This window comes from Methanobrevibacter thaueri, from assembly GCF_003111625.1.
Taxonomy (GTDB): Archaea; Methanobacteriota; Methanobacteria; order Methanobacteriales; family Methanobacteriaceae; genus Methanocatella; species Methanocatella thaueri.
The window spans coordinates 1-17,573 of the sequence record NZ_MZGS01000023.1; the positions used below are offsets into that span (position 1 = coordinate 1).

General features: G+C 36.7%; 21 protein-coding genes. 7 read left to right on the forward strand and 14 right to left on the reverse strand.

The window, feature by feature from the left end; translation table 11 throughout:
* A partial coding sequence (locus tag MBBTH_RS05850; RefSeq protein ID WP_165814039.1) for a transposase occupies positions 1-735 on the forward strand: 735 nt, incomplete at its 5' end.
* 88 nt (positions 736-823) lie between these two features.
* Here the strand turns inward: MBBTH_RS05850 and MBBTH_RS10910 are convergent.
* The 4 genes from MBBTH_RS10910 to dph5 all read right to left on the reverse strand — a co-directional run bounded on the left by MBBTH_RS10910 (position 824) and on the right by dph5 (position 3,103).
* Positions 824-979, reverse strand: coding sequence for a hypothetical protein (locus MBBTH_RS10910; RefSeq protein WP_165814040.1), 156 nt, complete (start codon positions 977-979; stop codon positions 824-826).
* Positions 980-1,105: 126 nt separating this feature from the next.
* A complete protein-coding gene (locus MBBTH_RS05855; RefSeq protein ID WP_116592130.1) occupies positions 1,106-1,549 on the reverse strand; it encodes a GNAT family N-acetyltransferase in 444 nt (147 codons plus the stop codon).
* Positions 1,550-1,560: 11 nt separating this feature from the next.
* Complete coding sequence (locus tag MBBTH_RS05860; RefSeq protein ID WP_133241944.1) at positions 1,561-2,058, reverse strand: hypothetical protein; 498 nt, start codon at positions 2,056-2,058, stop codon at positions 1,561-1,563.
* A 253-nt stretch (positions 2,059-2,311) separates the two neighbouring features.
* Positions 2,312-3,103 carry a diphthine synthase gene (gene dph5, locus MBBTH_RS05865; protein WP_116592132.1) on the reverse strand — a complete coding sequence of 264 codons (792 nt, stop codon included), beginning with the start codon at positions 3,101-3,103 and terminating at the stop codon, positions 2,312-2,314.
* 36 nt (positions 3,104-3,139) lie between these two features.
* On the opposite strand from dph5, the gene MBBTH_RS05870 reads away from it, so the two are divergent.
* Positions 3,140-4,144, forward strand: coding sequence for a class I SAM-dependent methyltransferase (locus tag MBBTH_RS05870; protein ID WP_116592133.1), 1,005 nt, complete (start codon positions 3,140-3,142; stop codon positions 4,142-4,144).
* Positions 4,145-4,165: 21 nt separating this feature from the next.
* On the opposite strand, the gene MBBTH_RS05875 is transcribed toward MBBTH_RS05870, so the two are convergent.
* The 3 genes from MBBTH_RS05875 to MBBTH_RS05885 form a co-directional block, all read right to left on the reverse strand.
* Positions 4,166-4,492, reverse strand: a complete 327-nt coding sequence (locus tag MBBTH_RS05875) for a hypothetical protein (RefSeq protein ID WP_116592134.1) — start codon at positions 4,490-4,492, stop codon at positions 4,166-4,168.
* Positions 4,493-4,601: 109 nt separating this feature from the next.
* A complete protein-coding gene (gene mtnA, locus MBBTH_RS05880) occupies positions 4,602-5,531 on the reverse strand; it encodes an S-methyl-5-thioribose-1-phosphate isomerase (RefSeq protein ID WP_116592135.1) in 930 nt (309 codons plus the stop codon).
* A 246-nt stretch (positions 5,532-5,777) separates the two neighbouring features.
* Positions 5,778-6,698 (reverse strand): manganese-dependent inorganic pyrophosphatase, encoded by a 921-nt coding sequence (locus MBBTH_RS05885; protein WP_116592136.1) that lies wholly within the window; start codon positions 6,696-6,698, stop codon positions 5,778-5,780.
* A gap of 116 nt (positions 6,699-6,814) precedes the next feature.
* On the opposite strand from MBBTH_RS05885, the gene MBBTH_RS05890 reads away from it, so the two are divergent.
* The 4 genes from MBBTH_RS05890 to MBBTH_RS05905 are packed head-to-tail and all read left to right on the forward strand — an operon-like array spanning position 6,815 to position 10,009.
* A complete protein-coding gene (locus MBBTH_RS05890) occupies positions 6,815-7,114 on the forward strand; it encodes an STAS domain-containing protein (protein WP_116592137.1) in 300 nt (99 codons plus the stop codon).
* Complete coding sequence (locus MBBTH_RS05895) at positions 7,111-7,488, forward strand: ATP-binding protein (RefSeq protein WP_116592138.1); 378 nt, start codon at positions 7,111-7,113, stop codon at positions 7,486-7,488. The genes MBBTH_RS05890 and MBBTH_RS05895 overlap by 4 nt, the downstream gene beginning before the upstream one ends.
* Positions 7,488-9,383, forward strand: coding sequence for a SpoIIE family protein phosphatase (locus MBBTH_RS05900; RefSeq protein ID WP_116592139.1), 1,896 nt, complete (start codon positions 7,488-7,490; stop codon positions 9,381-9,383). The genes MBBTH_RS05895 and MBBTH_RS05900 overlap by 1 nt, the downstream gene beginning before the upstream one ends.
* A complete protein-coding gene (locus tag MBBTH_RS05905) occupies positions 9,380-10,009 on the forward strand; it encodes a 4'-phosphopantetheinyl transferase family protein (RefSeq protein WP_116592140.1) in 630 nt (209 codons plus the stop codon). Before MBBTH_RS05900 ends, MBBTH_RS05905 begins: the two co-directional genes overlap by 4 nt.
* 17 nt (positions 10,010-10,026) lie before the next feature.
* Here the strand turns inward: MBBTH_RS05905 and MBBTH_RS05910 are convergent, their stop codons facing one another.
* The 7 genes from MBBTH_RS05910 to mmp3 all read right to left on the reverse strand — a co-directional run bounded on the left by MBBTH_RS05910 (position 10,027) and on the right by mmp3 (position 16,676).
* Complete coding sequence (locus tag MBBTH_RS05910; protein ID WP_116592141.1) at positions 10,027-11,430, reverse strand: carbon starvation CstA family protein; 1,404 nt, start codon at positions 11,428-11,430, stop codon at positions 10,027-10,029.
* A gap of 36 nt (positions 11,431-11,466) precedes the next feature.
* The gene (locus tag MBBTH_RS05915; protein ID WP_116592142.1) at positions 11,467-12,333 is read right to left on the reverse strand and encodes a radical SAM protein; all 867 of its coding nucleotides are present in this window, start codon (positions 12,331-12,333) and stop codon (positions 11,467-11,469) included.
* 69 nt (positions 12,334-12,402) lie between these two features.
* Positions 12,403-12,963: a methanogenesis marker 17 protein gene (locus tag MBBTH_RS05920; RefSeq protein ID WP_116592143.1), complete on the reverse strand. Its 561-nt coding sequence runs from the start codon at positions 12,961-12,963 to the stop codon at positions 12,403-12,405.
* Positions 12,964-12,981: 18 nt separating this feature from the next.
* A complete protein-coding gene (locus MBBTH_RS05925) occupies positions 12,982-14,223 on the reverse strand; it encodes a methanogenesis marker 15 protein (RefSeq protein WP_116592144.1) in 1,242 nt (413 codons plus the stop codon).
* A complete protein-coding gene (locus tag MBBTH_RS05930) occupies positions 14,223-14,678 on the reverse strand; it encodes a methanogenesis marker 5 protein (RefSeq protein WP_116592145.1) in 456 nt (151 codons plus the stop codon). Before MBBTH_RS05930 ends, MBBTH_RS05925 begins: the two co-directional genes overlap by 1 nt.
* Positions 14,679-14,686: 8 nt before the next feature.
* Complete coding sequence (locus tag MBBTH_RS05935; protein WP_116592146.1) at positions 14,687-15,157, reverse strand: methanogenesis marker 6 protein; 471 nt, start codon at positions 15,155-15,157, stop codon at positions 14,687-14,689.
* Positions 15,129-16,676 carry a methyl-coenzyme M reductase-associated protein Mmp3 gene (gene mmp3 / locus MBBTH_RS05940; RefSeq protein ID WP_116592147.1) on the reverse strand — a complete coding sequence of 516 codons (1,548 nt, stop codon included), beginning with the start codon at positions 16,674-16,676 and terminating at the stop codon, positions 15,129-15,131. The genes MBBTH_RS05935 and mmp3 overlap by 29 nt, the downstream gene beginning before the upstream one ends.
* Positions 16,677-16,804: 128 nt before the next feature.
* Here mmp3 and MBBTH_RS05945 point away from each other — a divergent pair, with 128 nt between their 5' ends.
* On the forward strand, positions 16,805-17,539 hold the full coding sequence (locus MBBTH_RS05945; RefSeq protein ID WP_165814041.1) for a thermonuclease family protein: 735 nt from the start codon (positions 16,805-16,807) through the stop codon (positions 17,537-17,539).
* The last annotated feature ends 34 nt before the right edge of the window (positions 17,540-17,573 follow it).

A 17,573-nucleotide genomic window follows, 5' to 3' on the forward strand; every position in this document is an offset into this window, starting at 1 on the left:
TGGGAATTTGATTACAATTTACAAATAGGAGTAGACGAATATAAAGGAATAATCGTATCATCATCACTCACACAAAATCCAACAGACGTATTCGAACTAATACCTCAAATAGAACAAATAAAAGAAATATTTGGTGCTTTAGCACCAAATACACAAATTTCAGCCGACAATGGCTACTCAACAAACGAAAACATAGACTATCTAGTAGAAAACCACCTAGATGGCTACATATCCACACGAAAACTCTCAAGAAAACTCAAAAAAATCAATAAAAAAGATAAACCATTTGGAAAAGACAAATTCATCTTCGATCATGAAAAAAACACATATATCTGCCCAATGGGTCAGATACTTGAAAACCAAAAAAGTTACAAAAACAACTCACGAATAGCATACTGGACAAACAACTGCAAAACATGCCCAAAACACCAAGAATGCTGTGGAAAAAGATACAATAGAATCATAACCGATTATGGAAATCCAAATAAAATAAAAATGCTCAGAAAAATGGAAACAGATTGGGCTCAAGAAATCTACAAAAAACGATCAAAAACAGCAGAATGGCCATTTGGAAATATAAAACAAAATCTAAAAGTAACAGAATTCAACACAACTGGACTAAAAAGAACACAAACAGAAGCAAAATTACTCGCAATATCACACAATTTAAAACGAATATACAACGAAACAATACAAAACGAACTCATACACCAAAACAACAAACAAAATACCTGAAAATAATAAAAATTAATGCAAAAAAATTTTTAAAAAATAATTAATTTTGAGTCGCCCTCAAAAAAGAAAAAAAGAGGAAAAAATTTTATTATTTGCCTTCTTTTTCTATCCATAATAACATTGCTTCCTCGATTGCTTTTGAGTACCATCCAGTCTTGAATAACATCTTACTGGAGGCCAATCTGCGAAAATTCAAGTCAATGTCATTATTGATGCTAATTGTAACACGTCTGTTTCTAGTCATACAAATAAATTGCATATACTACTTTATAAATCTAATGGCTTTCTCTAAAGTCATTTTGACGTGAAAACATTAAGATTGTCCTGTTAAGGAAAAAATAATAATTACTGGGAAACATTATGAAAAAAGTTATGCCCCATATAAAAACTCGAAATGCTTTATGCCGTCTTCCAGGTATTCGTCGGAAACCTTCCTAAAGCCCAGGCCAATGTAAAAATCAGTCAGATAGGCCTGGCCGGAAAGCCTGATTCTATCCTTGCCCAAATCACTCGTGATGAATTCGATAGCCTTTTCCATCATCATTTTCGACAATCCCCTGCCACGATATGGCTTTTTGACAATCAATCTGCCTATTGCCATTTCATCAAATGAGACATTTTCCGGAATAATCCTTAAAACGGCAATGATTTCATCATTATCCTTTAAAAAAAGATGGTAAGAGACCTGGTCCTTGTCATCCAAGTCCTGATATACACAATCCTGCTCAACAACAAAGACTTCCAGTCTTAATTTGATTATCCCATACAGCTCATCAAGAGACAATTCATTGAATTTCTTCAAAAAGCAATCCATTTTTACACCATTCAGTCCAACGGAAGATGCTTGAACCTTACCTTATCCTTCAATTTCTTTAAGTCATCGGATATCAGGAATATCTTTTCACCGTCAATGAATGTCTTATAACTCCAGCCGTCACCGTATTGGGATATCACATATTCTCCCCCAATGGAATTGTCCTCAGGGATTTCATCCTCTTCGATTTCAATATTCTCTTCGATTTCAATATCTTCTGAAACCTGGTTTTTGTTGATTCTCTTAATTGATTGGTAAAACCCTTTAAATACTGGATTTCCCAATTGTCCCTGAAAATACCATGTTAGAACATCACTGTAATTCATTCCAATGCGTGAAGCTGACTTATACAATGAGTTTTCATTCCTATATTCATTTAGAAATAGCTGGGAATGTTTCTTCAAGCACCCATAAGAATAGTTTCCATACTTCAATTGCTCATGCATCAATCTTGATTTCAGGGAAATGTTGCGTTTCAGTAGGCTGTCCAGCATATCATTGTGATTCATCAACATTATTTTTGAAACTAAAAGCATATAAATCTTTAAGAATTAATTCAACAAAAAAACCCTCCAAAATTATCCGATTATTTTGGAAACATTTAAATATAAAAAAAACATATATAATAATCGATGTGAAATTAAGTTCATATCTAAAATTTGGACATCAGTCAACCATTTTATAATCTCCAAAATGATTCAAAATGTTCAAAGCGGAAGTAGAATACAGGCTGCTTCCACTACTCCCCCTTTTTTTAAAAAATCAAACATCATCAAGAATGCTTTCATCCGCTCCGGCAATTTCAACCAAGTATTCGGCCTCGACAATGTGGAGCTTGGACGGTATTATGATACAGTGAAGAGGGCCTCCGAAATCAAAATCAATCAGCTCGGATATCCTGCCCGCACGGACAACGACATCATTGGATCCGACACGGGCTATTCCCATTGCCAATGTGTCCTCAGTGATTAAACCCTCACGGTCCAAGTCATTTTTAATGTTCATCAGATATTCCAAACCCTGATTGACAGTCATGTAACGGTCCTTGTGGGCCTGAATATCAAGCAAAACCAAAGTGTGCAAATCCATCTTAAGATTTTCCTCAATGGCTTCATAAGGTGATTTAGGATAGAAATTATAGTCTGGGAAAGGAATGGTTGTGACTTTACCGAACTTGTAGCCCTGCAATCCTGAAATGGCAGGTGCTGAAGACAAGATTGATGACCCGTGAATAACCTCATAATCAATTCCCTTTTTAGAGCATTGAACTAAAAAATCGCTATGGGTGGTTGCAATCAACGGATCTCCACCTGTGACCAATGCCACATCGCTTGTCTTGGCCTCCTCAATGAATTTATGCTCCTCTTCAACTTCTCCTCTGACCAAGACCTCAATTTCCTGACCGACCAGCTCCTCAATAGCTTCAAAGCTTGAACCGAACAGGCGTGATGTGAAAAACTCAGCATAAATCTTATCAACATTTTTTAAACATTCCAAACCCTTAAGGGATATGTCCTTCTCATCAAATAATCCTAAACCAACTAAATAAAACATAATACTATTTATAATAATTTAAGCATAAATAACTTTATGAAATGTGTGAAAGTTCCATTAAGACAATTAAATGATACCCGTATAAAATTAATGGAAAATGGGCTAATGAATATGGAATATAGGATTAAAGCAAGCGACGAATGGGGATATATTCCAATCAATGAAGACATCGACGATTATGAGATTGTGGACATTGAATTAGAGCCTATGAAAAAAGTTCCACACAATTTTTCTGAACTTCTCAAGGACGAATTGAGCGAGAAGGAGATTGACGGCCTGAGAACATCCTTTGACACCATTGGGGATGTTGTTATTTTAGAGATACCTGAAGATTTGCAGGACAAAAAACTTAAAATTGGCGAAGCTGCGCTTAAATTTACAAAAAGAAAAGCCATCTACATGAAAAAAAGCGCAGTCAAGGGCACAACACGTGTGAGGGAACTTGAATTCCTCGCAGGAGTTGACGATTCCGTGACAATCCATAAGGAACACGGAGCACGCTTGAAGCTTGACGTGCGCAAGGTCTATTTTTCACCTAGATTGGCGACCGAGCGAAAGCGAGTGATGGAAAGCGTTGCAGACGGTGAAAGAATCCTGGACATGTTCTGTGGAATCGGACCGTTTCCTATTGTCATTGCAAAAAACAGGAATGTTGACATCACTGCAGTAGACATCAACGATGAGGCAATCAAATACCTTGATGAGAACATTGAGTTGAACAAGCTAAAGGGCAGCATAAAAACATATTGCGGAGATGTCCGTGAGGTGAGCGAATCATTTAACTCAAAGTTCGACAGGATAATCATGAATCTTCCTGGACTTGCATACACTTTCCTTGATGTTGCATTTGATTTGATTGAAGAAAATGGAATAATCAACTATTATGAGTTCTCAGATTCATATGAACAGGGAATAGAACGATTAAATGATGCAGCAGCAAAATCTGGAAAAGAAGTAAAAATAATCAACTGCAGAAAGGTAAAATCAACATCACCTGGCGAATGGCACGTTGCCATCGACGGAAAAATAGTAAAAAAATAGAAAAGAATTGAACTTTCCTATCTAGAATTGGATCCTGTTACCGGTCCAATCGTCATCATCATTAAATGCATTGAATTTCTTTTCGTCTTCAATATACTGTTCCATATCACGGTATAGTTTTACTCTGAAAATGTCCGGATAAGCAATATATAACATGTCTCCGTTGTCACGGGTTTCTTTTACGTAAGTTTCTTCAAATTCAATGATTGTATCTTCTTCTTTGTTGAAATGATGGACCTCATTTGCACATAATATCTTGAAGTGTACAAAGTCATCTTTTAACAATTCCTTAACCAAGTCTTTTATTAAAGGTGGGTAGTCCTTACCCTTACCGCTTTTAATTTCCATATAATCCCTCATATTGTCATTTAACTATTATCAAATCTTTAATTTAAAGAGTTGTAATGTTATATTTACATTTGGAATTCATTGCATAAATATTTATATATCCCACAATCTAGATTGGGTCGATGATTCCCTTTTCCGTAATGATTCCGGTTATCAGTTCCTTTGGAGTTATGTCAAATGCAGGGTTGATGACCTCAGTCCCTTCAGGACATATTCTGGCTCCGCCATAATATCTTACCTCATCACCGTCCCTCTCTTCAATGATTGTGTCATAGATTGATATCTCATTGTCAAAGGTTGAGTATGGCGCTGCCACATAGAACGGTATGTCATGATGCTTTGCGGCCAATGCCACCATGAATGATCCTACCTTGTTTACAACTCCTCCACGGGCAATTCTGTCCGCTCCGATTACGACCTTGTCAATCTTGCCCTGTGACATTAAAAATCCTGATGCCACATCCGGTATCAGCTTAACCGGAATGTTTTCCTGCTGCATTTCCCATACGCTTAGGCTTGCCCCCTGGCCACGGGGACGGGTTTCATCGCAAATCACATTGATGTTCTTGCCGGCATCGCGTGCTGCCCTGATGACTCCTAGTGCAGTCCCATAATCCACACAGGCAAGAGCTCCTGCATTACAATGGGTCAAAATAGTGTCTCCATCGTCAATCACTTCAGCACCGTATTTTCCAATGGCTCTGTTTGTGGCCATATCCTCCTCATACATCTTAAGCGCTTCAGCCAATGCATCATCACTATCCAACACCCTGTCAACCGCCCAGAACAGATTCACGGCAGTTGGTCTTGCGGATTTGATTTCATCGGCAGCCTTGTCCAAATCGACACCTTCAATATCAGCCAAAGCCATTCCGAAAGCGGCAGAAACACCAATAGCCGGAGCACCTCTTACAGTCATGTTTTTAATTGCAACAATAACATCCTGATAGTTATCGCAATAAACATAGGACAACTCATCAGGAAGTTTTCTTTGATCAATAAGCTTTAATTTATTATCTTCCCATTCTAGTGTTTTCATTTTAACACCTGATTACAAAAAAAGTATAGAAAAGCGAAAGCATAATTACATGTTAGTTTCTAATTTTTGTTATGCAAAAATGCATAGAGTATTTATAATTATGCTTCCCGTCTAATTTAATATCCAAAATTGGATTGATTAGAGATGTATTAAAAAATACATCTAATTAATAGTTTTTTCAATTATCATTTATAAAGATTTACTTAAAACCTTAAAAATGCAATATTTTTTGACCCGCCAAAAAATTTATGCATTTTCTGTCATGATTGGGACCACTTGTTTTTTACGGGAAACCACGCCTTCAAGCAAAACAGTATTGTCTTCCAGTTTGACGCCGTATGCCTTTTCAACGAGACATGCACTTTTACCCAAAGCGATGACCTGTGAATTGCTGTTGACAATATCAGTGATTAAAAGCATGAACAGATCCAAATCCTCTTCCTCAATTATTTTGCTCATTCCCTCTTCAAGGTCATCCTTCATTGCCATCACATCTGAGATGTCGGCGGTGTTGACCTGGTTTACAATTGACTTTACATCCTTGAAATCGATTTGCTTTGCATCCAATGCCAAAATCTCATCGATTGAAAAGCTGCTCAAGTCAGTTCCAGCCTTAAGCATTTCCAAACCGTATTCCTCATAGTCGATTCCGGCAATTTCTGCGAGTTTCGCAACAGCCAACTTATCGTCTTCGGTGGTGGTTGGGGATTTTAAAAGCAGGGTGTCTGAAATGATTGCGGATAACATCAATGTGGCAATTTCCTTAGTGATTTCCACACCGTTTTCCTCATACAATTTACATAAGATTGTTTCAGTACAACCTACAGGCTCAAATCTTAAGAATAATGGATATGATGTTTCCAATGCTAATTTATGATGGTCAACGACTTTTAGAATGTTTGCGTTTTCAAGGTTGTCCACTGATTCGGCAGGGGAGTTGTGGTCAACCAGAATCACATCAGCGCCATCTTCGACACCTTCCAAAAGTTCAGGGGCTTCCATGCCCAAATAATTCAAGATGAATTCTGTTTCCTTATTAATATTACCTAATCTATAAGCTTTAGCATCAGCATTTCCCAATTCATGTTCCAAGTTAGTCATTACTAAACTGGAAGTAATTGAATCACTATCTGGACTTTTATGTCCAAAAACATAAGTTTCAACCATATTATCTGTCCTCTTAAAAAATTTATTATTTTAGATTATATAATCATCTAAGTAATATTTAATTTTGTAGAACAAAATATTTAAAATTAATATAACAATATTAATATAGTGATATTATGAATATAGACAAAAACTATAACGACAAAGAATTAACATTAACTGTTGAAGGCCGCATTGATACGCTCACTTCTAAAGAGTTGGAAGAGGAAATTACTGCAGAAATGGGCAATTTTGACTCTTTAATACTCGATTTTGCAGATTTGGAATATATTTCAAGTGCAGGCCTTAGAGTTTTAATATCAACACAAAAAAAATTAAAAGCAGACAATATTCCAATGATTATTAAAAACGTTACCGATTCCGTTAATGAAATATTCAGAATGTCCGGTTTTGATAAGATTCTGAAGATAGAATGAACTCAATAACATTAAACCCCGATTTGCAGGAATTATACCCTCTGAATGAGTTTATTTTAGAGGAACTTCCTGAAGAAAACCTTCAAGTTAATCTAATTGTTGAAGAAATATTCGTAAATATCGTTGATTACTCAAAAACAGAGTTTATAACCGTCAATATTGAATATGAAGAGCCGACTTTGACACTTGAATTTATTGACAATGGAATTCAGTTCAATCCCCTCTTAAAAGAGGATCCTGAAACTCCAACAACAATCGAGGACAGTCAAATCGGAGGGCTTGGAATTTTTTTAACAAAAGAAATGGCAGATGATTTATATTATCATTATGCAAACGGTGAAAATCACTTGAAAATTATCAAAAAAGTGGAATAATGAATGATAAAGTAAAACAAATAATAGTTCCTTTTATATTAATGATCATATTCAATTTAGGAATTTTTTATTTGAACCATGGGCAAAATTTCGGAGAGGGATTTGCCCCCCATGATGGAATACTTCTAATTGCCGGACTGCTTTTCGGACCCTATGGTGCACTCGGAGCGGCAATCGCAAATATTATATGTGATTTGATTAGAGGTTATACACCAATACTTACAGTGCTATCCGCCGTTGTAGGATTTGGAATATCCTGCCTTACATATAAATTATGGTACGGCAATTATAAGGGCAGACCAGAAGTAACCAGCCCAAAATTAAATAATACATATAACATTCTTTTATTTATAGGAATTACCCTTTTCTCCGGCTTTTTATATTCCGTGCTGCATGGGAAGCTATTCTATCTACTCTATCCCCAAATCAAGGTTGGATCTTACATTATAGGATATAGATACTTCTTTAACTTCATCAATTCATCATTCATTTTTGGAATAATTGGACTGAGGCTTTCTGACAGAATCAACTTCATAAGCATTCCGAAAACAACTCAAAATATATCAAAAGAAAAGTTTTACAATTATTTAAGGCTCGCCTTTCCTATCATCATAATAGCTGTAGTGATAATTGATGCCGTCTTTACTTTGAATAAATACATTGCCATTGGCGAGGTAATAATTATTATTTCAATCATATTTATTTATTTAACAAAACCGATAACTGCAAATATATTGGTTAAAAAGTCAAAATCGATTCCGGAAGAGATAATGAACATCTTCCATATGACAGTATTGGTCATAATCATCCTTGGAGTTTTAATGTCCTATGACCCGATATTGCTTACCGCAGTTGACTATTACCTGCCAATAAGCATGAATGAAATAGCAATCTCCATGATGATGCTGATAGATATATTACTGCTTATTTTCCTCATGCCATCATTAGCTGTTTTAAAATATATTGAACTTAAAGTTATCGAACCTATTCAATCATTTTCAAGAATTGAAGAGTACATACATGAAAATGAAAAGATAGAGTCCGATGGACTGGTAAACATCTATTCCAAATACATTAATGACGAAACGGAAATAGGCACCTTGGCCCGCTCATACACAGATTTGATTACCTTCAACAACAATTATATTGAAAACATACATGAGATCGAAAGTGACAAGGAGCGCATTAAAGCTGAACTTGATATTGCAACCAGGATTCAGGCCTCAACCCTGCCAACTGAAAACATTACCACTGATGCATACATTGTTAACGGATATTCACATCCTGCCAAGGAGGTTGGAGGGGACTTCTTTGATTATTATGAGTTGAATGACGATGAGGTGGTCATTGTGATTGGAGATGCATCAGGAAAAGGTGTCCCAGCAGCAATCCTTGCGATGATTACTCAAGTCATTGTAAAACAATTGATTCAGACCGAATTGGATCCATCAAAGGTTTTATACTCACTCAATAATCAATTATGTGAAAAAAATTCCGAATCAATGTTTTTAACATTGTGGCTTGGTGTCTATAACAAGACAACCGGAAAACTGACATTTTCAAATGCAGGACATAATCCTCCATTGATAAATGAAGATGGCAAATTCAGATATCTAAACATTGATAGCGGCATTGTTCTGGGCATAATGGAAGACTTTGATTACATTAATGAAGAAATTACCTTGACAGATGAGATTGTGGTATACACAGACGGAATAACAGATGCCAACAATGAAGAAAATGAAATGTACGGCGAAGATAGGCTTTTAAACTTCTTCAATGAATTCAAAAGTGATAACGATCCAATCAGGCCACTGTTAAGTGATATTCATAATTTCACCAAAGGTGCAGAACAATTTGACGATATGACATTATTGTACCTTAAGATAAAATGATTAGACTAGCCTATTGCAATGTGGAAAACCTGGATTTGAAAAAGGCCTACAGTTCTGTTTCTAAAGACCGTCAGGACAAAATCGATTTTTACAGATTCGAAAAAGACAAGAAACTTAGTGCAGGGGCCTATTTGCTTTTGAAAAAATTACTGTCCGAGGAAAACATCACCAATCCTCTTTTTAAAACTGAAAAATATGGTAAGGCATACATATCCAACTTTGAAAATGTTTATTTTAATTTGAGTCATTCCGGCAAAATGGTTTTGTGTGCAATATCTGATAGGGAAGTTGGTGTAGACATCGAATATAGCGACCCTGAAATTGATTTAAACATAGCCAAACTTTACTTCTATAATGGAGAGTATGAAAGCATAATGAACTCCCAAAATCCAGCAGACGAATTCTTCAAATATTGGGTTTTGAAAGAAAGCTATATGAAATACACAGGTCTTGGAATGAATCTGAAGTTGGACAGCTTTGAAATAAAAATAGGGGATGAAATCAAACTTAAAAATGATGATGAAGGTTTGAAATTCAACCTGTTCAATGTTGAAAATTATAAGATTGGGATAGCAAGTCACTATGAGGTGTCAAATCTGATAGAATATGATGTCACAGAGCTATGACACTATCCCCAAGTATTTTAAGCGTCAGAACTTGTTTTTCTGTATTTTTTAAGGAACAATATTGCAATGACCACCGTTGCAATGATGGAAATCGCATTTGCAATCATCGAAGGCAACATTAAACCTTCAGGAGCCTGCAAGATATAACCGAAAACAATTAGAGTACATGCAGTAGCTGGAATAAATGCCACAAAATAATGCTTTCCCTTTTGAATCAAGTAGACACTTGCGGCAAACAATACCACTGTAGCAATTATCAATTGAACCCATGCGAAGTATCTCCAGATCAAACTAAAATCAACAAATGTCAAGGCAAATGCAACCAAAAACAATGGAACGGCCAATTTTAGTCTTGAGTGCAATTTTTCCTGATTTAATTGCAGGGTATCTGCCAATGTAATTCTTGAACTTCTAAGAGCAGTGTCTCCACTAGTGATTGGACAAATTACAACACCAATAACAGTTAAAATCAACCCAATCGGCCCAAGCAAGGTAATTGCCATCTCATTTACACCAACAGAAGGGGCTGCCCCATAAATTACTGCAAGTTGAGGTTGGCCATGGAAAAATGCCATTGCAATGGCTGCCCAACATAAAGCTGTTAAACCTTCCAGCACCATTGCCCCGAAAAATACTGGCCTTGCATCTTTTTCAGTTTGTATACATCTGGCAACAATTGGTGATTGGGATGCGTGGAAACCAGAAATTGCTCCACATGCTATTGTAACAAACAAATATGGGAATATTGATTTTTCGGTTAAGTATAGTCCTTGTGTAGTAAATTCAGGAATTGTGTATGCAGGATTCAATATTAATGCTCCTGTCATTAAAATCGCCATGACCAAGAATAGCGCTCCAAAAATAGGATAGACTTTCCCAATGATTTTATCTATTGGGAACAATGTGGCAATTAAAAAGTAAACAAAGATTACTACAAGCCAAATCAATGTAGGGACACTTGTCAAACTAGCAAGTAACTCAGCAGACCCAGTAGCGAAAGTAGCCGCAACAAGAACCCCAGTTATAACAATAAGGACTGCAACTATCTTTTGAACTTTTCCTCCTAAAAACTTAGAAATGATTTCAGGCATTGTCAGACCATCATTTCTCAAAGACATGAATCCTGAGAAGAAATCATGAACAGAACCGATGAAGATGGTTCCAAAAACAATCCATAAGAATGCAGCAGGACCAAACAATGCTCCTTGAATAGCTCCAAAAATGGGTCCCAAACCCGCAATATTTAAAAAATGAACTAAAAAAGCCTTGAATTTAGACATTGGCATATAATCAACACCATCCGCCAATCTATGGACTGGTGTTTCAATAGCTTCATCAACGCCTGCAATTCTTTCAATGAATTTACCATAAACAAAATAAGATGCGACCAATGCCGCAAAACAAATAAAAAAAGTATACATAAATTATTTCTCACCTAAAATAAAAAAAAAAATAATTTAGTAATGACTTTGTGGAGTCATTCCTAAATGATGATCTTCACTTTTCTTACCCGGAATTCCGTAAGCATCTGCTCTACATTGTGTGCATGCCCTGAATACCGGAATTATTTCTTCAACTTCCTCTCTGATTGATTCCATCATAGAACAGTCAGGCCTTTCCAGGTCTTTCATTTTTCCTAATGGAATTAAAGGCAAAATGTTCATCATGGCAGCGCCACGTTTTTCAACTTCACGGGCGATTTCGACAATATGCTTATCATTAACTCCCGGAATTAAAACGGAGTTTACCTTAACCACCAAACCATTATCAGCTGCCTTTTCGACACCATCCAATTGGTTTTTGATTAGGATTTCCACTGCTTCACGACCTTTATAAACCTTTCCTTCATATTTAATGAATGAATAAATGTTTTCTGCAATAGCAGGATCAATAGCGTTAATTGTGACAGTGACTGAGTTTACTCCAAGTTCAGCCAGCTTATCGGCATATTTTGGAAGTAAAAGTCCATTTGTACTCATACATTTAATTAAATCAGGTTGCTCTTTTGCTAATTTTTCAAAGAATTCAAATGTTTCCTCATTTGCAAGTGAATCCCCCGGACCTGCAACTCCAACTACTGAAATTGGTCCGTCTGCGGTAACATCATTAATATGAGTTATTGCATCATCTGGCTTCATTATGCAACTTGTAACACCTGGCCTGTCTTCTTCATTGTTAATGTCTCTTGTACAGAAGTTACAGAATATATTGCATTTAGGTGCAACTGGTACATGTGCTCTTCCGACTTTATCATGCATTTTTTCATTAAAGCATGGATGTGCTCTTGTTATATGTGCAAATCTTGAACCTTTATGTTCATTCATATTACCACTACTCCTCTAAAATATAACTACTGTTAATTTGTATTAATACGAACAAATATATAAAGTTTTCTAAATACCCTTATTCAACTCTTCTATAAACTCATGAGCTTTATCAATCCATTCATCCTTAATTAACTCATCAGTAGCTACAACACACACTATATCCTCAGTGGACAAATCCTTAATGTTTTTGAAACCTTCAGGCAATATTCTGAATACCGCATCATAAATGCGTCTTTGCAAATTGGAATGAGGGTCATCAACGACAACGGATTTTAAGTCTGTGTAATCACCTGCAATTTCAAGCTGATACCTGTTAGGCTGGTAGATTTCATCCCTTGAAAATTGCTTCCATAACTCTTTTAGAATGTTTGGAAGGTAATTCTCATTGTCGATTAGGATTCTGGTAACATCATCATTCTTATCATAGGTCAGGTTAGCCACATCCTCAAATTTGACTACGTTAGAAGTCTTTCTCATCTTGATAGCCAAGACAAATACCGGATCATCAGGATTAACATAAGCCTTTAAGTCATCTACAGAAGCTCCCAAAACCAAATCCTGGAAGATTTGTTTAATAATAATTTCATAAACTTCTGCACCACGCTCATCATAGCATTCAACTAACATCGAATCAATCCCTAAATATTATTTATCATCATGTCTGTGACCCATTCCGGATACTAAAAGAGCTGCACCTACAGCACCGATATGTTGTGAGTATTCCGGAACAATAACTTCAATTCCACCTAAAGTTTCACTAACTGCTTCAACAAGACCGGAAATCAAACTGGTACCACCTACTTGGATTAAAGGTTCACGGATGTCAATTTCCTGGAGTTGTTGTTCATAAACTTGCTCGGAAACGGAATGACATGCTGCAGCTGCAACATCTGCTTTAGAACCTCCAGCAGCAAGTGTAGTAACAAGATCCTGAATACCGAATACAATACAGTAAGAGTTTAACATTGCCTTTCTCCAGTCACCTTGTACAGCTAGAGGACCTAATTCAGTGATGTCCACATCCAACCTACGTGAGGTCATGTCTAAGAATCTTCCGGATGCTCCTGCACAGATACCACCCATGGTAAAGTTATCAGGAATACCATTGTTAACAGTAATTACCTTGTTGTCCATACCACCGATATCCAATACGGTAGCCTCTCCTTTTTGACGGTCTGCAAGATATACTGCACCTTTTGCGTTAACGGACAATTCCTCTTGAATGAGCTCTGCACCAAATTCCTGACCCATTGTAAACCTACCATAACCTGTGGTTCCTATACCATCAACATCATCCCAACCATAGCCAGTTCCCTCAAATGCTTCTGCAGCTGCGGTTTTAGCTGATTCAATGATGTCTTTAGTTGATGTCCAACCTGTTCCGATAACTTGGTTGTTTTCCATAAGAACTGCTTTTGTAGTGGTTGAACCTGAGTCAAGTCCAAGAGTAAGTCCTTCTTGTTTTTCACGAGCAAGAATGCTTCTACGGGTTACAGTAGTAGCCAATGCTTCCATACGGATGAACAATTCATCTGCTTTTGTTCTTTCAGTGAATGAATAGGTTACTACTGGAATACGAGTATTGTTTTGTATGAACCTTCTTACTTCATTTCTCACCAATGCGGCTTCAGCACATCTGAAACATGTTGCAATGAATACTGCATCAGGTTTGCATCTGCCTTCCACAATGGCCATTGCCCTTGCAATCATCAATTTCAAACTTGAACTTTGAGCTGAAAAACCGAATTTCTCATAAGATTCATCAATGTAATCCAAATCGATTTCAGGAAGAATTATTTCAGCACCAAACTTGTTTGCTGCCTTTTCAATCTCTTTTTGAATTCCACTGTATTCTGTTCCACATGAAACTAATGCAATTTTAACCATTATTCTTCCTCCTTAGCTTCTTCAAGTGAGTCTACGAAATCGTTAATCTTATTTACCATATCATATGTTTCGTCCTGATTTGTAGGATATGTCAATTCAAGAACAGGAATTCCCTTATTCCTAAGCAGGAATATTGACAGTTCGTTTGTCCTTGCACATCCGATACAACCGAATCCATATGGTGCGTTATCAACAACAATTGCAGCTTCCGCTTCATCTATAAGCGGTCCGATGATTGCCATTCTTCCACGTACACCGGAAGGAACTTCAATCGCTGCATATTTAAGACCTTTAATAGGGTCGTCTTCAGTAATATTCATTGGGGGAGAATCAATCTCCGGATCTTTTATCTTTTGTCTAATTTGTTTTTGTAAAACCAAAGGAGTGTGACCTTTCCTTTCAAGTAAATCTGCTAAGATTAATGAGTTTGGAGGATAAACAGCTACTTTCACCATAATTTCACCTATTCTTTTTTATCTAAACATTCATTCATGATTTTCTTAAATTCATCAACATCAACCGGTTTTTTCTCTTCAATTTCAACCTCTTTAGGGTTTTCCAAAGCGTTTGAAACAAAACCGAGTATACGGTATTCCTTTTCCATTTGGTGGAAACCTTCTCTAGGACCAAATCTATGACCTCTACATCTTCTAGGATCACCTGGAGCGAATCCTCTCTCCTTTGTGAAAATGTGGTTTGGATCAAGTTTTCTAATCTCTTCTATTGCCTTGTATACATCCTCACTTTTTCCACTAATCATAGACCCATAACAGGTATTCTTTATTGTGAGCGGCAATCCAAGCATGTGGAATGCTGTGACAATTTCCTGTTCACTTACATGGGCTCCCGGCCCAATAAAAATCATACGAGTAATTACATCAGGATCCCAATCTTCAGTACCCAAATCAGGACTCATGGTTAGATTCTGTGACATAAACTACAACTCCCTCTTTTAATTTTTCAAGATGGTCATAATCAGAAGTAATATCCCCAATTATATTTGTCGCTTCAAAAGCCTCTGCAGTTGGACCGAATTCAAGATTATCCTCGAATCTGATACCAATCAAACCTGCGCTTTTTGAAGCCATATTAGTAATACCAATTTGACCTCTAATAACTTTATCAACAGGGTTATTTTCAGGAACTAACCCCTTAGCTAATTTCTTATCTCCTTCAAAGATTATAATGTGCATTCCAGGCACCGCAAAGTGAACTTTTATCTTACCTACAGGGTTTTCTAAAAGCCCTGAAAGATACTTGAAGTACCTTACAGACCTTGGCGCATTATCTACAAACTTAATGGAACATAAATCCTCTTTTTTGATTGCCTTTGTAATGACTTGCCCCTCTTTTAGGATATCGATTGTATGTTTAGGCATTTGTTCGACAATGATTGCATCATCATCAATTAATCCATCAATCATGTGTTCAACACCAGCAGCAGACAACATTTCAGTCGCTTCTTTCTGTGTTTTATTCAATAACATTAACCTTTGTTGTTCCGCCTTAACAGTTATGAAATCATTTTCCTTTGCGATGTCAATGATTTCCATACCGTTAGCGATGTGACCAACAGTGGTATGGTTAGGAGTCAATACCCGGTTTTCACGATAGATGTATAATCTTCCAACACCGACACCGTCATTTCTAACGGTTATGGTTCCCCTGGTTCTTTGTGTTGTCTTTTCCTTAGGCTTGTCAATTCCTGCCAAATCATAAAAACCGATGAAAGATTCACTGTCATATGAAACCTTAATTCTTCCATCCTTGATTAGTGAAAACAAATGTTCAACACAAGTCGGGGACTCCTCATCAATATTAAATGAAATGTAAGTGTATAATTCATTACCTTCTTCCAAGACAGTGCTTAAATCAGACACTGATGCACTGTCAGTTGTTGTGCTTCTTTCAATAATAGGCTCGATTGCTGTGACCTTATCATCGTCAGTCAATTCCGATAAGGTCTTCTTGCCCCCAATGACACGTGCGAAAATACCCTTGTTGTATGGCGGTACGCTGTATACGTTTGTGGTATTTTCCTTTAGCATTATCAAGTGAGTTGACTCGTTACTAAAACTAGATAAACTTAAAACAACATCTCCCTCAAAATACTTGTATTCATCGGAAGTAGGCTCAAGATCAGTTACAATCGGACCGATGGCCACTTCAGTAGGGGTGGACCAGCGAATATCAAGGTCAACGAATTCCTCATATTGATTTTTCCACATGTCAACAAGAGGCTTTGCTTCCTCGGATTCATCCAATTGCAGAATTATGGAACCCTTGTTTGTTTTAATTTTATACTTGCTAATATTCTTTTCCAGTTCTTTTTTACCTTTTATTAAGCAAATAATACTTCCTGGAGTATAGGGGGCATTTGTTTCATCAATAACATCCTGTATTGTTGAAGCATCTGCAACTTCTACTTCTTCTCCATTGACTTTAATTAACATACAATCTCCAATAAGAATTTTTAATATTATATATATTTGATGTTTTACTATAAAATAATTATTTATTTGATATTGAAAAGCTATATTAACACAAAATTATAACATTATACTATGAGGAGGAAAAGATTATGAAAATTGCTAAAAAACATGTTTTTTCACTGCTGATTATTCTGATCATAACCGTTAGTGCAATATCCATTGTCAGCGCATACACCGGAACAGGATTCACACACAACATTCCAAGTAGCAAATACTCAGACCTGTCCGCATCAGATATCCTAAGCAAGTATAACAAAACAGATTGCCATGTTGAAGAGACCGGAATCTGCACCCAAGTTGTTGACGGGGACACCATCTATCTGGATAATGGTGAAAAGGTCCGTTTTGTAGGGGTCAACACTCCTGAAAGAGGTGTTGAAGGTTATATCGCCTCCAAGACATTTGTTCAGAAGCTATGCTTAAACAAAAAGGTCGGCATTGACGTCGATAATTCAAAACACACCGACAAGTATGGCCGTACATTAGGAGTTGTCATAGTCAACGGCAAGAACGTCAATGAAATGCTCTTGAAGGAGGGCCTTGCCGAAGTGATGTACATGCCTCCAAGTGAGTTTTACCCATATAACTGGGCAAACAGTTCAACACACATTCCGGATTCATATAAAACCTACACCCATACATCCGATACCTCTTCAAGCTCAAGCGGTTCCGGAAAGTACATTGGAAACTCAAATAGCGGGAAATTCCATGAGTCCAGTTGCAAATGGGGTCAAAAAACAGCAGAACACAATAGAGTTTATTTCAACAATAGAAACACTGCTATAAGTCAGGGATACGTACCGTGCAAGGTCTGCAACCCTTAGTTTTTAAAAAAAAAAGATTAAAGAAAAAGGAATT